The organism is Streptomyces sp. NPDC050315 (assembly GCF_040655775.1).
GTDB lineage: Bacteria > Actinomycetota > Actinomycetes > Streptomycetales > Streptomycetaceae > Streptomyces.
In genome coordinates, this window is record NZ_JBFAKN010000003.1 from 906626 (window position 1) to 921711 (window position 15086).

Below are 15086 nucleotides of genomic sequence, written 5' to 3' on the forward strand. Positions count from 1 at the left end.
CCACCAGCTCAGAGCCGCGACAGGAAGCGCGCCCGCCGAGTCGGCTCAGGAAGCGCCGACCGCCGTCAGCCGTCGTAGTCCTCCAGCGGTGGGCAGGAGCACACGAGGTTGCGGTCACCGTAGGCGCCGTCGATGCGGCGCACCGGCGGCCAGTACTTGGCCGCGGCGTCCACGCCGGCGGGGTGCACGGCTTCCTCACGGGTGTACGGGTGGGTCCACTCGCCGGTGAGGGAGGCGGCGGTGTGCGGGGCGTTGCGCAGCGGGTTGTCTTCCTTGTCCCACTCGCCCGTGCCGACCTTCTCGATCTCCGCGCGGATGGCGATCATCGCGTCGCAGAAACGGTCCAGTTCGGCGAGGTCCTCGCTCTCGGTCGGCTCGATCATGAGCGTGCCTGCCACGGGGAAGGACATCGTCGGGGCGTGGAAGCCGTAGTCGATCAGGCGCTTGGCGACGTCGTCGATGCTGACGCCGGTGGCCTTGGTCAGCGGCCGTACGTCGATGATGCACTCGTGCGCGACGAGGCCGCCGGGACCGGTGTAGAGCACCGGGTAGTGCGGCTCCAGGCGCTTGGCGATGTAGTTGGCGGAGAGCACCGCGACCTGGGTGGCGCGCTTGAGGCCCTCGCCGCCCATGAGGCGGACGTACGCCCAGGAGATCGGCAGGATGCCGGCCGAGCCCCAGGGGGCGGCGGAGATCGGGCCGACGCCGGTCTCGGGGCCCGCGGTGGGCTGCAGCGGGTGGTTGGGGAGGTACGGCGCGAGGTGCGCGCGCACGCCGACCGGGCCGACGCCCGGACCGCCGCCGCCGTGCGGGATGCAGAAGGTCTTGTGCAGGTTCAGGTGCGAGACGTCGCCGCCGAACTTGCCCGGCTCGGCGACGCCGACCAGCGCGTTCAGGTTGGCGCCGTCGACGTAGACCTGGCCGCCCGCGTCGTGCACGGCCGCGCAGATCTGGGTGATGTGCTCCTCGAACACGCCGTGCGTCGACGGGTAGGTGACCATCAGGACGGCCAGCTCGTCGCGGTACTGCTCGATCTTGGCGTGCAGGTCGTCGGCGTCGACCTCGCCGTCCTCGCCGGTCTTGACGACGACGACCTTCATGCCGGCCATCACGGCGCTGGCGGCGTTGGTGCCGTGCGCGGAGGACGGGATGAGGCAGACGGTGCGCTGCTCGTCGCCGTTGGCGCGGTGGTACGCGCGGACCGCCAGCAGGCCCGCGAGCTCGCCCTGTGAACCGGCGTTGGGCTGCAGGGAGACCTTGTCGTAGCCGGTGACGACGGCGAGGCGCTCCTCCAGCTCCTGGATGAGGGTGAGGTAGCCCTGCGCCTGGTCCACGGGCGCGAAGGGGTGCAGCGCGCCGAACTGCGGCCAGGTCACCGGCTCCATCTCGGTGGTCGCGTTCAGCTTCATCGTGCAGGAGCCGAGCGGGATCATGCCGCGGTCCAGCGCGTAGTCACGGTCGGCGAGGGTGCGCAGGTAACGCAGCATCGCGGTCTCGGAGCGGTACTGGTGGAAGACCGGGTGGGCGAGGTAGTCGTCGGTGCGCAGCAGGGACTCGGGCAGCACGTCGGCGGCGGCCGCGTCCAGCTGCTCGATGTCGGCCTGGGCACCGAAGGCGCCGAGGACGGCGGTGAGCTGGGCGCGTCCGGTGGTCTCGTCGCAGGCGATGCCGACCAGGTCGGCGTCGATGTGGCGGAGGTTGACGCCGGCCTCGCGGGCGGCGGCGACGATCTCGGCGGCACGGCCGGGGACCCGCGCGGTGAGGGTGTCGAAGTACGTGCCGTGCACGACCTCGATGCCGCCGGCGCGCAGGCCCTCGGCGAGGACGGTGGCGTAGCGGTGCGTACGGCGGGCGATGGCGGCCAGGCCCTCGGGGCCGTGGTAGACGGCGTACATGCCGGCCATGACGGCGAGGAGGACCTGCGCGGTGCAGATGTTGCTGGTGGCCTTCTCGCGGCGGATGTGCTGCTCGCGGGTCTGCAGGGCCAGGCGGTACGCCTTGTTGCCGTCGGCGTCGACGGAGACGCCGACCAGGCGGCCGGGGAGGCTGCGGGCGAACTTCTCACGGACGGCCATGAAGCCGGCGTGCGGGCCGCCGAAGCCCATCGGCACACCGAAACGCTGCGTCGTACCGACGGCGATGTCGGCGCCGAGCTCGCCGGGCGAGGTGAGGAGGGTCAGGGCCAGGAGGTCGGCGGCGACGGTCACGATCGCGCCAAGTTCGTGAGCCTGTTCGATGAGCGCGCGGGGGTCGCGGACCGCGCCGGAGGCGCCCGGGTACTGCAGCAGCACACCGAAGACACCGCGCTCGGCGATCTCGGCGGGAATGCCGTCGCTCAGGTCGGCGACGACGACCTCGACGCCGGTGGGCTCGGCACGGGTCTCTATGACGGCGACGGTCTGCGGCAGACAGTCGGCGTCGACGAGGAAGACGCCCTTCTTGACCTTGCCCATGCGGCGGGAGAGCGCCATGGCCTCCGCGGCCGCGGTGCCCTCGTCCAGCAGCGAGGCGCCCGAGGTGGGCAGCCCGGTGAGGTCGGCGACCATGGTCTGGAAGTTCAGCAGGGCCTCCAGGCGGCCCTGCGAGATCTCCGGCTGGTACGGGGTGTACGCGGTGTACCAGGCGGGGTTCTCCATGACGTTGCGCAGGATGACCGGCGGCGTGAACGTGCCGTAGTACCCCAGGCCGATCATGGAGGACAGCACGTGGTTGCGGTCCGCGAGGCCCCGCAGCTCGTCCAGGACCTCCGCTTCGGTGCGGCCCTGTGGCAGGTCCAGCGCCTCGGCGCTCTTGATCACGTCGGGGACGGCGGCCGCGGTCAGTTCGTCCAGCGAGCCGAAGCCGATGTGCGCGAGCATCTTCGCCTGGGCCGCCTGGTCGGGGCCGATGTGGCGCTGCTCGAACGGGGTGCCGCGCTCCAGCTCGGTCAACGAGATGCGGTTGGTGGTCATCTGCGGGGGCCTCCTGGTCTCTGGGACCTACGAGGGGCACCACGGCGCTGGTGCCCGGACGGCCTCCCCCTCTGTCATCTCAACCTGAGAGCTTCACCGGAACGCACGCAGCGTCCGGTTTTCACCGTCGGTGAGGAGGGGCTCCGGTACTGCACTGTCCGTGGCCCACCCTGCTTTCCAGAGTGATCTCGTCCGCGCGGTACGTGTGCCTGAGAGATTCCGGGGAGGAGTTGCTCCTTCGGCGCCTCCGGCCCGGGGGTCGGAGAGCTCTCCCGCACGGGGTCATCGATCGCTGACCAGCCTACCAGCGCGACTGCTCGGCATCCCTCGAGTGGCCAGGGCGGGAAATGTGCCGTTTCGTAGGGTGCAGAGGACAGTTCCAGCAGGTAGGAGGAACCGTGCAGACCGATATCGATCCCCGCAGTCTGATCGGCCGCAAGGCGTTCGACCGGCACGGCACCAAGATCGGCACCGTCGACGAGGTGTACCTGGACGACGCGACCGGCGAGCCGGAGTGGGCGGCGGTCCGTACCGGACTCTTCAGCCGGGACGCGTTCGTGCCCCTGGAGCCGAGCCGGCTGGTCGACGACGCGCTGCACGTGCCGTACGAGCGCAAGCTGATCAAGGACGCGCCGGACTTCGGAGTGGGCCGCCACCTCTCGCCGGAGCAGGAACTGCAGCTCTACCACCACTACCGGCTGGATATCTCCGCCACGGACGCGGAGCTCGCCGGGGAGGACGCGGTCGGCCGTCCGGCCGCCGGGTCCGCCGACCGGGAATTCGGACGGATAGCGGGCTCGCCGGAGGACTGAGCGGCAGCTGCCGGCGGGGCGGGTATGGGCGGATGCGCCCCGTCCTCGGCCGCCGGCGGACCGTCCGGACCGCCGCCCACCAGGGGCAGCGCCTCCCCCGGCGTCAGCGCCGGGTCGTCGACCAGGAACGTCCGCACCCGCCCCGGCGCGGACCAGGGCTGCTCGAACCGTACGGTGACCCGCCCCAGGCCGCTTCCCTGGACCCATCCGGGGCCGTACTCGGTGTGGACCACGTCCAGGCCCGGCAGCCACTTCCTGGGCCGCTCAGCGGCCTCCTCGGCCTCTTCCGTCCCGCTCTCCCCTGCCGCCCCTTCCGTCGCTCCGGCCTCCTCGACGAGCCGGGCCTCCTCGGCCGCCCGCTCCGTCGCCGCCTGCGCGAAGAGGTCCTCCTGCGTGAAGTCGGCGAGGCCGGTCACCCCCACGCCGAGCAGCCGCACCCCGCCCGTCGTGTCGATCAGATCCAGCAGCCGCCCCGCCGCCTCCCGCACCACCGCGGGGTCGTCCGTCGGCCCGCGCTGGGTCTCGGACCGGGTCAGCGTGGAGAAGTCGTAGTTGCGCACCTTCAGCACGACCGTACGGCCCGAGCGTCCGGCAGCACGCAGCCGCTGCACGCACCGGTCCGCCAGCCGCATCACCTCGGCGCGCACCCTCGTACGGTCGGTGAGGTCCACCTCGAAGGTGTCCTCGACGGAGACCGACTTGGCGTCCCGCTCCGCGACCACGGGCCGGTCGTCCCGGCCCAGCGCCATCGCGTACAGCCCCGTGCCGTGCGCGCGCCCCAGCAGCCGCACCAGCTCCGCCTCGCCGGCCTCGGCGGTCTCCGCGACCGTGTGGATCCCGGCCTTGCGCAGCGCCTCGGCCGTGGCCGGGCCGACGCCCGGCAGCGTCCGCACGGTCATCGGCCCGAGCAGCTCGCGCTCGGTGCCCGGCTCGATCAGCACCAGGCCGTCCGGCTTGGCCTGCTCGGATGCGATCTTCGCGAGCATCTTGGCACCCGCGAGGCCCACCGAGCCGGTCAGTCCCGTGACCGCCAGGATGTCGCGGCGCAGCTGCTCCCCCACCGCACGGGCCGATGCGGCGTCGTCGGCGACCCCGCCGGCCTCCAGGTCCACGAACGCCTCGTCCAGGCTCAGCGGCTCCACCAGCGGCGACAGCTCGTGCAGCAGCGCCATGACTTTTTCACTGACCTGGCGGTACACGTGGAAGCGGGGCGTGAGGTATGCGGCGTTGGGGCAGAGGCGGCGGGCCTGGGCAGTGGGCATGGCCGAGCGGACGCCGAAGACGCGGGCCTCGTACGACGCGGTGGAGACGACGCCGCGCCCGCCGATGCCGCCCACCACCACGGGCTTTCCGCGCAGGCTGGGCTTGGCCGCCTGCTCGGCGGCCGCGAAGAACGCATCCATGTCCAGATGCAGGATCGTCGGCGCACGTCTCACGTCACTGATGGTGCCGTACACCACTGACAATCGGCCGCGCGGCGGGTGCTTCCGCGCCGCGCGTCGTACCGTGCGCCTGCACGGGCCGTTCTAGACCGCGCGATTCCTGCGGCGGGCCAGCTCGTCGTGGGGATTGTGGCCGATGAGGGTCTCGCCGGTGTCCACGCGCTCTCCGTGCAGCTGGGACAGCCCGGCCTCCACGTCCCGCCAGACCACGCCGACGGCGATGCCGAAAACGCCCTGACCACCCTGGAGCAGATCGACGACCTCATCGGGCGAGGTGCACTCGTACACCGTCGCGCCATCGCTCATCAGCGTCATCTGGGCCAGATCGGGCAGTTCGCGGGAGGCGAGGTGCTGCACGGCCGTGCGGATGTTCTGCAGCGAGACGCCGGTGTCCAGCAGCCGCTTGACGATCTTCAGGACGACGACGTCCCGGAAGCTGTAGAGCCGCTGGGTGCCCGAGCCGTACGCCGGCCGCACGCTGGGCTCGACCAGTCCCGTACGCGCCCAGTAGTCCAGCTGCCGGTAAGTGATCCCCGCGGCGGCACATGCCGTCGGTCCTCGGTATCCGACCGTCTCGCCGACCGGGCCGGCCGGCTTCCCGGCGGCCTGTGCCGGGGCACGGTTTACGGGGGCACGATTCGCCGCGCCAGTGTGAAGCGGCAATGCCCCTCCCGCCGCCGTACCGTCGCCGGTGATTGCCACGCCGACCTCCGTCCTTCACGTCCCGGACGGGACCTGCCTTATCGACGGTATGCAGTCACTCGGGGTGCGTCAACGATCGCCGCGCTCGCCACGCCGAGTGATAATCACCCTACGAGTGGTTTCACGTGACTTTATGCGGGGAATGTCTGGTGGGTTGTGCGCCGGGTGTGCTGTCGTGCGCCCCGCTCGCTCCCTTACGGTGCGGCGCCCGCTGCGGCCTTACTGGCTGTTGGTACCGAAGTCCTCGGGGGAGATCTGATCGAGGAACTCGCGGAACTTCTCCACCTCGTCCTCCTGCTCATCCGGGATCGCGATGCCGGCATCATCCAGCACCCCGTCGGTCCCGTAGATCGGCGTACCCGTGCGCAGCGCCAGCGCTATGGCGTCGGACGGGCGGGCGCTGACCTCCACGCCGCTGGCGAAGACCAGCTCGGCGTAGAAGACGCCTTCCCGCAGGTCCGTGATGCGCACCTGGGACAGCTCCTGGCCCACCGCCTCCAGCACGTCCTTGAACAGGTCGTGCGTCAGCGGCCTGGCAGGGGCCATGCCCTGCTGGGCGAAGGCGATGGCGGTCGCCTCGCCGGGCCCGATCCAAATGGGCAGGTAGCGGTCGCCTCCCACCTCGCGCAACAGCACGATCGGTTGGTTGGAAGGCATTTCCACCCGGACACCCACGACGTCGAGCTCGTTCACACAGCAACCCTAGGACGTGCCCGGCCGGTTTGGGTAGTCGGGCACCCCCTCGGCGGGGGTGTCCGTACCCAAGGTCACGGCAGCCGGACGTGGAGGGCGGCCTGGACCAAGGCCGCATGAAGTCGTACGGAGAGCGTGGCCAGCTCCCTGGCCGTGGCCTCCGCATGGGCCCTGGTCTGCGGGTTGCGGTGCCGCTTCAACGGCGCCACGACCTGCTCGATCAGGCCCGCCTCGCGCTCCGCCGCGGCCTTCACCGCCCGCAGATGACGCGCTTCCAGGCCGAAGCGGCCCAGCTCGGCGACGAGCTTGGCGACCGCCACGGCTTCGATGCCGTACCCGCCGTCGGACGCCGGGGCGAGCAGGCCGTACGCCTCCCAGTCCGCGAGCTCGGACTCGTCCACCTCAGTGGCGGCCAGCAGCTCGTCGCGGCCGATCCGGGCGGCCGTCGGATGCTCACCGGACGGCTCCTGTACACCGTCCAGGAACTCCCTGGGCGCCGAGGCGGGCGCCGGGAGCTGCACGTCCTCACCGCGCGCCACGGCGTCCAGGTGCTCGCGGATGACCTTCAGCGGCAGATAGTGGTCGCGCTGCATCCGCAGCACGCCCGCCAGCCGCTCGACGTCCTCCGTGCTGAACTTGCGGTACCCGGACGGCGTACGCTGCGGCTCGACCAGGCCCTCCGACTCCAGGAAGCGGATCTTGGAGATCGTGACCTCGGGGAATTCGTCGCGCAGCAGATTGAGCACCGTACCGATGCTCACCAGCTCGCCGCCCGCGGCGGCGGTGCCGGAGGAACCGGCACCGCCGGACGGTGTGTGGTGCATGTGCCTTCCCTGGCCGGTCAGATGCCGACGCCCCGCTGGCTCGCGTAGAAGACCAGGCGGAACTTGCCGATCTGCACCTCGTCGCCGTTCGCCAGCGGAACCGAGTCGATCCGCTCACGGTTGACGTAGGTGCCGTTCAGGCTGCCGACGTCGGTGACGGTGAAGCCGCCGTCCTGGCCGCGATGGAACTCCACATGGCTGCGGGAGACCGTCACGTCGTCCAGGAAGATGTCACTCTGCGGATGGCGGCCCGCCGTGGTCAGGTCACCGTCCAGCAGGAAGCGGCTGCCGGAATTGGGGCCCCGGCGCACCACGAGGAGCGCGGAGCCGAGCGGCAACGCGTCCACGGCGGCCTGGGCCTCGGGGGACAGCGAAGGCATCGGGGTCTGCCCCGTCGTCTCCGCGTCGTACGCCTCGATACCCGAGATGGAGATGGTCGAGGTCGTCTCAGAGGGACGCTCGGCCTGCCCACCGGCGCGCAGCGGCGCGCCGCAGTTGGAGCAGAACCGGCTCGCCTCGGCATTGCGGTGCCCGCACCTCGTACAAACCGGCAAGGCGGACCCTCCACCCGTAGCGGCTGATGGTTCCTGGAAACCTATGGGGCCGGACGCGGCAGGGTCAACAGAACCGGGCTGCTGACCACCGGAAGTACCACCGGCCGGGCCGGCCACCTCGTCACGGAAGAGCGGGCGCTCCTCATTGGCCGCCGGCTCACCTGACTGCCGTGGCGCGGCGTGCCGCGCAGAGGCGTTGCCGCCGTCCTTGCGGTCACTCTTGCCGAACAGCTTCGCAAAAAAACTCACGGGCGATTCCCCTTGAACGAAACAGACCCGCCCGTGGGGCAGGACGAACCCTCGATGCACACACCGGCCGATCCGGACATCCATTCAACGTCCGGGGCCTTCACACAGTTTCCACCACGCACCACTTGTGCGGTGCGCCGACCCCCGGCTACCTCATGCCCCGTCACACGCCTCGCCATACGTTCCCGCCTCACTGCGACGACGACCGCGCGTAGTCGGGCCGTTCCGCCTTGCGCAAGGCGTCCACGACGATCTTGTCCTGACGGGTCACAGACACCGTGGCCTGCTCCTTCTCCAATGTCTGAACCACTCCGCCCGGGATGTTCAGGGCCGGCTCCAGGTCCTCGGGCTTGCCGATGACCTTGAAGCGGAACGGCTGCACGACCCGCTTCCCGTCGATCTCCACGCCGCCCCGCACGTCCGAGACGTAGGTGTTCGCCACGACACGGACGTCGTTGACCTGAATGGCCTCCGCGCCGGCCGCGCGCAGCTCCTGGATCGTGTCCAGAAGCTTGTCCGCCTCGACGGAGCGCGACGGGTCGTCGATCGTGAGCGAGATGCCGGGCCCCTCGGCCGCCACCGTACCGGCCAGCACCCCGAGCTGCTGTTCTTTTTCCACCGTCTGCTTACGGGCCTCCTCGGCCTGGTCCGAGCTGTTCTCCAGCTCGGTCTTCTGGCCTTCCAACCGCCGTTGCTCGTCCTCCAGGCGCTGCGAGCGGTCGTCGAGCTCGTCAAGGATGCGCACCAGGTCCTCCTGGCGCGCTCCGCGCAGCGCACTGCTGTCACTGGTGGAACGTACCTGAATAGCGAGCCCCAGCCCGAGAATGAACAGCAGTACCGCGGCAATCAATTGAGCCCGGTTCAGGCGCGGCGGCCACAGACCGGCTTTCAGCCGCTCCCGGCCGGTGAGCTGGGGCGCTTCTTCGGGGCCCGGCCGCGCCGCGGACGGCTGACCGTTCGCGGGAGCCTGCCCGTTCCCTACGGGGCCGCGCTCCTCCGCCCCGGATGCCGCGGCGCCCGCGGGACGGCCGCCCTGAGGCGCTGCCGACGCACCACCGGGACGCGGTTGCTGCGGCCCCCGAGGAGGCCCGCCAGGCGCCTGCCGCTCGGGCGGCATGGGCAGCCGCCCAGCGGGCCCGGAACGGTCACCGGGGGCTTGCGGACGCCCCTGCCCGGGCCCTTGCGCAGGGCCTTGCGGGCGCTGCCGTACAGGGCCGTGCGCACCATGGGGGCCGGCCTGACCGCTCCCCTGAGGGCGCGCCTGCGGCCCTCCTTGCGGACGGCCCTGCACCGGGCGCGGCGGGCGCCCCTGAGCGGGCCCCTGGGGGCCACCCCGCCCTTGTACGGGGCGCGGCGGGCGCCCTTGGGCGGGGCCCTGCAGGGGTCCTTGCAGACGGCCGGGGCCTGGCCGCTGCGTATGACCTTCGCCAGGCTCCTCCTTCGGGGCCTGCGCGGCGGCCGCCTGCTCGGCAGCCTCGTCCGCCCTGCGGGTCACCGGCTTCTCGGGCGCCTCGGTACGTTCACCCTCCTCGGGCTTACCGGACGTCTCGGACGCCTTGGGCGTTTCGCGGCGCTCCGGGGCATCGTCCCCCTTCGGAGTGTCGCGACCTTCTGACGGCTCGCCACTTCCAGGCGTCACGGGACGTTTCTGCACCACACCGCCCTCAGCAGGCGCGGCCTCGTCGCGCCCGGCCGTCCGGTCGCTCTCGGGCGACTCGGCGCGCTCCTGCGATTCCTCGCGCCCCTGTGCCTCGTCAGGCTCGTTGCGCTCGTTGCGCTCGTTGCGCTCGTCGTTCTTGTCGTGCTCGTCGGATGCCATTGGTCTCACGCCCTGAACACGTGCCGGCGAATCGCGGCGGCGTTGGAGAAGATGCGGATGCCGAGTACCACGACCACACCGGTGGAGAGTTGGGCGCCGACGCCCAGCTTGTCCCCGAGGAAGACGATGAGTGCGGCGACAACCACATTGGACAGGAAGGAGACGACAAAGACCTTGTCGTCGAAAATGCCGTCCAGCATCGCCCTCAGACCGCCGAACACGGCGTCCAGCGCCGCGACAACAGCGATCGGCAGGTAGGGCTCGACCACCGTCGGCACCACGGGGCGGACGACAAGTCCGACCACGACTCCCACGATGAGGCCCAGTACGGCGATCACGATGTGCCCTTCCCTGTGTCGGTGCCGCCCGGCTGCGCGGCACCGGTCTTCGGCTGTGCGGTACGTACGATCAAGCTCGGCGCGGGCGGCAGCGTGAGGTCACCCTCGGTGGAAATCCTGGTGCGGACGCCGTAGTTCTCCTGCAGCACATGCAGGTACTGGCCATCGGCGCTGTCCTGGAACGTGGTGCTCAGCCGCTGCCCGTCCCCCACCGCCAGCACCGTATACGGCGGCGCCAGCGGTTTGTTGTCGACCAGTATGGCGTCTCCCGCCGCCCTGATCGCCGAGAGGGACGTGAGGCGCTGTCCATTGACGGAGATGGCCTCGGCGCCGGATTCCCACAGGCCGTTGACCACCCGTTGCATGTCCCGGTCGCGCACCCGCCCGGTATCGGAGAAGCCGCTGCTCTCTCGGGGACCGCCACCGCCGGTCTCCGCTTCCTTGGCGTCGTCCACGACCAGTTTCACCCCGGGGCCGGTGACCTGAGTGGAACCGGACAGCAGCGCCAGTAGGTCGGCCCGTTCGCCGTCACTCTTCTTGAGCGCCCTGCGCTGCATGTCGCCGACGTCCTCACGGAGCGAGTCGACGTGCTGCTGCAGTTTGTCGGCCTTGTCGGTGCCCTGGTCGATCCGCGCGATGAGCTCCTCGCGCTCCTTGGCCATGGTCGGTGCTGATATCCGCGCCTGGGCGGCCCCGACCGTCACGACCACCGCGGCGAGGACCAGCCCGGCCGCCAGGCCCAACTTGGCCCGCAGCGTACGGGGCAGGCCCCCGGCCGTCGCCGCCTTACGGGCCGCCGCTTCGGCGTATCCGTCATCGAGGCTGTGCTCCATGACATTGGTCAGCAGCGACATGGAGGCATCGGGGCGCGGAGCGTATCCGGGGCTGCTCCGTTCGGGGTGCTGCTGCGACATGCCGCACATCGTCGCACGTCGGCGGCGCGGTCACCCAATGGCCCCACCGGCGCGCCGAATCGGGACGCGCCGGTGGGGACCCGGGTCAGCGGCCCGCGCTGTCCACGACGGACGCCCACTCGTCCAGGAGCTGCTGCGCGGAGGCGTCGTCCGGGCCCTCCGCCCACAGGTGCGTGACCGCCTCGGCCGGGTCGGGCAGTACCAGTACCCACCGCCCGTCGGCCTCGACGACCCGCACGCCGTCCGTGGTGTCCACGGACCGGTCGCCGGCCGCCTCCACCACATGCCGCATGACGAGACCCTTGACCGCCCACGGGGTCGCCAGATCGCGCTTGAGGACGTGCGCACGCGGGATACGCGCGTCAATCTGGCTCAGCGTGAGCTGCGTACGGGCCACCAGACCGATCAGCCGGACGAACGCGGCCGAGCCGTCGAAGACGCTCGCGAACTCCGGGACGATGAAGCCGCCCCGGCCGTCGCCACCGAAGATCGTGTCGTCCGCCCTGCCGACCCGGGTCAGGTCGTCGGGCGACGTGGTCGTCCACTCCACCTGCGTACCGTGGTACGCCGCCACCTGCTCGGCGATACGGGTGGTGGTCACGGGCAGCGCCACCCGCCCGCTGCGCCGCTCGGCGGCCACCAGGTCCAGCATGACCAACAGGGCGCGGTCGTCCTCGATGATCCGCCCCCGCTCGTCAACCAGGGACAGCCGCTCGCCCACGGGGTCGAAGCGCACCCCGAAGGCCGCGCGCGCCGACGCGACGATCTCGCCCAGCCGTACGAGCCCGGACCGCCGCGCGTCCTCGGTCTCCGTGGGCCGCGACTCATCGAGACCGGGGTTGATCGTCAGCGAGTCCACCCCGAGACGGCCCAGCAGGCTGGGCAGCACCAGACCGGCGCTGCCGTTCGACGCGTCCACGACGACCTTGAGGGCGGCCTCCGCGATCCCGGTCGTGTCCACGGACCGCAGCAGCGAGCCCGTGTAGGAGTCGAAGACGCTGGACGGGAAGTGCAGATCACCGATCTCGCCGGGGAACGCGCGACGGTACTCCTGGCGGGCATACACCCGGTCGAGCTTCCGCTGCCCGCCCTGCGAGAGGTCCGCGCCCCGCTCGTCGAAGAACATGATGTCCACGGAGTCCGGCACGCCCGGCGTCGTACGGACCATGATCCCGCCGGCGCTGCCCCGTGCGGTCTGCTGACGGGCCACCGGCAGCGGCACGTTCTCGAGGTCGCGTACGTCGATGGCGCTCGCCTGCAGCGCGGAGATCACCGCCCGCTTCAGCGCCCGGGCACCCCGTGAATGGTCCCGCGCCGTGGTGACCGAGGAACCTTTCTTCAGGGTTGTCGCATACGCGCCCGCGAGCCGTACCGCCAGCTCGGGCGTGATCTCCACGTTCAGAATTCCGGAAACGCCACGGGCACCGAAAAGATGCGCCTGGCCGCGGGACTCCCAGATCACCGAGGTGTTGACGAACGCGCCCGCTTCGATCGTCTTGAACGGATAGACGCGGACGTTGCCCTGAACAATCGATTCCTCACCGACGAGGCACTCGTCGCCGATGACGGCGCCGTCCTCGATGCGGGCCGCCCGCATCACGTCGGTGTTCTTCCCGATGACACAGCCGCGGAGGTTGCACTGCTCCCCGATGTACACGTTGTCGTGCACCACGGCCTTGTGCAGGAAGGCGCCGCTCTTCACGACCACATTCGAGCCGACGACGGTGTGTTCACGCAGCTCTACGCCCGCCTCGACCTTCGCGTAGTCGCCGATGTAGAGCGGTCCGCGCAATACGGCGTCCGGGTGAACCTCGGCGCCCTCGGCCACCCAGACACCCGGGGACATCTCGAAGCCGTCGATATCGACATCGACTTTTCCCTCGAGGACGTCGGCCTGGGCCTTCACATAACTCTCGTGGGTACCGACATCCTCCCAGTAGCCCTCGGCGACATAGCCGTAGATCGGCTTGCCCTCCTTCATGAGCTGCGGGAAGACATCGCCGGACCAGTCGACCGGAACGTCCGGTTCAACGTAGTCGAAGACCTCGGGCTCCATGACATAAATGCCCGTGTTCACGGTGTCGGAGAAAACCTGTCCCCAGGTCGGCTTTTCCAGGAAACGCTCGACCTGACCGTCCTCGTCGACAATCGTGATACCAAACTCCAGCGGATTCGGGACCCGCGTCAGACAGACGGTGACGAGGGCGCCCTTCTCCTTGTGGAAACGGATCAGGTCGGTCAGGTCGAAGTCGGTGAGAGCATCGCCCGAGATCACCAGGAAGGCATCGTCCTTGAGCGCCTCCTCGGCGTTCTTGACGCTGCCGGCGGTGCCGAGCGGCTTTTCCTCATTGGCGTACGTGAGCTCCATGCCGAGCTCTTCACCGTCGCCGAAATAGTTTTTTACCAGCGAGGCCAGGAATTGAACCGTCACTACGGTCTCACTGAGGCCATGCCGTTTCAACAGCCGCAGCACGTGCTCCATGATCGGCCTGTTTGCCACCGGAAGCAGTGGCTTGGGCATGCTCGAAGTCATGGGCCGAAGGCGCGTGCCTTCACCGCCCGCCATCACAACGGCCTTCATGTCGGAAGCGTCCTCCTCGAAGAGACGACGATCTTGCCGACTTCACCCGCCCAGATGGCCCACTTCTCTCGCGTTGGGCACCCGGCCATCGCACGGCTGCCGGTTCGGCGAGCTCAGTCGGCCGCGGCGTCCGCCTTGATGATGCGACGGACCTGAACCACGTAGAGGATTCCTGCCCACCAGTAGAGCGTTGTACCCCATCCGGCGAACGCCCATCCGAAAATAGCAGCGAGTGTATGCAGCCAGCCACTTCCGTCACTGAGAAGCAGCAACGGGAACGCATACATCAAGTTGAACGTGGCCGCCTTGCCCAGGAAGTTCACCTGGGGCGGCCCGTACCGGTACCGGGCGAGCCAGGCCACCGCGATCAGCAGCATCAGCTCTCTGGCCAGCAGCGCGATCGTGATCCACAGCGGCAGGATCTCCCGCCAGGTCAGGCCGACCAGCGTGGACAGTATGTACAGCCGGTCGGCCGCCGGATCGAGAATGCGCCCCAGGCTGCTGATCTGATTCCACCGACGCGCAAGCTTGCCGTCCAGGTAGTCACTGACGCCGCTCAGAGCCAGCACCAGCAACGCCCAGCCGTCAGCCTTGGGACCGCCGAATTCCGGCCACAGAATCAGCCACAGGAACACGGGCACGCCGACCAGGCGAGCCATGCTCAGAATGTTGGGGATGGTGAGGACGCGATCAGTCTGGATCCGCGTCTCCTGAACCTCCACCCGTGTGCCTCCTGTGGGGAACGTAGCGACGATGCCCCATGACTTTACCTGCCCGGTTCGTCCCCTTGTACCGCGGGCCCCGTATCGGCCGCCGTCAGGCCGGCGACGAGGCTCCACCATGTCCGGAAACAAACGCCGGCCGGCAGCCGGGCACCCCGAAAACAAAAAAGCTCCGGTCCCTGAACCTTTTTGGTTCAGGGACCGGAGCTGAAGAATTGTTCGGCGGCGTCCTACTCTCCCACAGGGTCCCCCCTGCAGTACCATCGGCGCGGAAAGGCTTAGCTTCCGGGTTCGGAATGTAACCGGGCGTTTCCCTAACGCTATGACCACCGAAACACTATGAAGATAACAACTCCAGCCGGCTATGGCGAGTTCGTTACTTCAGAACAAACACAGTGGACGCGAGCAACTGAGGACAAGCCCTCGGCCTATTAGTACCAGTCAACTCCACCCGTTACCGGGCTTCCATATCTGGCCTATCAACC

Annotated in this window: 11 protein-coding genes, 2 rRNA genes, 1 pseudogene and 1 riboswitch; of the genes and pseudogenes, 1 reads left to right on the forward strand and 13 read right to left on the reverse strand. The window is 69.7% G+C overall.

Annotated features, from left to right (window positions below; genetic code table 11):
• Positions 1-65: 65 nt before the first annotated feature.
• On the reverse strand, positions 66-2951 hold the full coding sequence (gene gcvP / locus AB0I82_RS15270) for an aminomethyl-transferring glycine dehydrogenase (protein ID WP_363257704.1): 2886 nt from the start codon (positions 2949-2951) through the stop codon (positions 66-68).
• Between the two features lie 187 nt (positions 2952-3138).
• Positions 3139-3236, reverse strand: a riboswitch (glycine riboswitch).
• Positions 3237-3349: 113 nt separating this feature from the next.
• On the opposite strand from gcvP, the pseudogene AB0I82_RS15275 reads away from it, so the two are divergent.
• Positions 3350-3658 (forward strand): annotated as a pseudogene (locus AB0I82_RS15275) (PRC-barrel domain-containing protein); the annotation flags it as partial.
• On the opposite strand, the gene AB0I82_RS15280 reads toward AB0I82_RS15275, so the two are convergent.
• The 12 genes from AB0I82_RS15280 to AB0I82_RS15335 all read right to left on the reverse strand — a co-directional run.
• Positions 3643-5199 carry a DNA polymerase IV gene (locus AB0I82_RS15280; RefSeq protein WP_363257705.1) on the reverse strand — a complete coding sequence of 519 codons (1557 nt, stop codon included), beginning with the start codon at positions 5197-5199 and terminating at the stop codon, positions 3643-3645. The pseudogene AB0I82_RS15275 and the gene AB0I82_RS15280 sit on opposite strands and share 16 nt — an antisense overlap.
• Before the next feature lie 90 nt (positions 5200-5289).
• Positions 5290-5907: a MerR family transcriptional regulator gene (locus AB0I82_RS15285; RefSeq protein ID WP_363257706.1), complete on the reverse strand. Its 618-nt coding sequence runs from the start codon at positions 5905-5907 to the stop codon at positions 5290-5292.
• 219 nt (positions 5908-6126) lie between these two features.
• On the reverse strand, positions 6127-6600 hold the full coding sequence (locus AB0I82_RS15290; RefSeq protein ID WP_030263902.1) for a bifunctional nuclease family protein: 474 nt from the start codon (positions 6598-6600) through the stop codon (positions 6127-6129).
• Positions 6601-6674: 74 nt separating this feature from the next.
• On the reverse strand, positions 6675-7424 hold the full coding sequence (locus AB0I82_RS15295; protein ID WP_223732213.1) for a MerR family transcriptional regulator: 750 nt from the start codon (positions 7422-7424) through the stop codon (positions 6675-6677).
• A gap of 17 nt (positions 7425-7441) precedes the next feature.
• Positions 7442-7978: an FHA domain-containing protein gene (locus tag AB0I82_RS15300; RefSeq protein ID WP_363257707.1), complete on the reverse strand. Its 537-nt coding sequence runs from the start codon at positions 7976-7978 to the stop codon at positions 7442-7444.
• 439 nt (positions 7979-8417) lie between these two features.
• Positions 8418-9344, reverse strand: coding sequence for a DUF881 domain-containing protein (locus AB0I82_RS15305; protein WP_363257708.1), 927 nt, complete (start codon positions 9342-9344; stop codon positions 8418-8420).
• Between the two features lie 707 nt (positions 9345-10051).
• Positions 10052-10384, reverse strand: a complete 333-nt coding sequence (locus AB0I82_RS15310; RefSeq protein ID WP_003984969.1) for a small basic family protein — start codon at positions 10382-10384, stop codon at positions 10052-10054.
• Complete coding sequence (locus AB0I82_RS15315; protein ID WP_363257709.1) at positions 10381-11298, reverse strand: DUF881 domain-containing protein; 918 nt, start codon at positions 11296-11298, stop codon at positions 10381-10383. Before AB0I82_RS15315 ends, AB0I82_RS15310 begins: the two co-directional genes overlap by 4 nt.
• An 85-nt stretch (positions 11299-11383) precedes the next feature.
• Positions 11384-13879, reverse strand: a complete 2496-nt coding sequence (locus AB0I82_RS15320) for a mannose-1-phosphate guanyltransferase (protein WP_363257710.1) — start codon at positions 13877-13879, stop codon at positions 11384-11386.
• A 113-nt stretch (positions 13880-13992) separates the two neighbouring features.
• Positions 13993-14601, reverse strand: coding sequence for a CDP-alcohol phosphatidyltransferase family protein (locus AB0I82_RS15325; protein WP_363257711.1), 609 nt, complete (start codon positions 14599-14601; stop codon positions 13993-13995).
• A gap of 217 nt (positions 14602-14818) precedes the next feature.
• A 5S ribosomal RNA gene (rrf, locus tag AB0I82_RS15330) occupies positions 14819-14935 on the reverse strand.
• Positions 14936-15012: 77 nt separating this feature from the next.
• Positions 15013-15086 (reverse strand): 23S ribosomal RNA (locus AB0I82_RS15335); the annotation flags it as partial.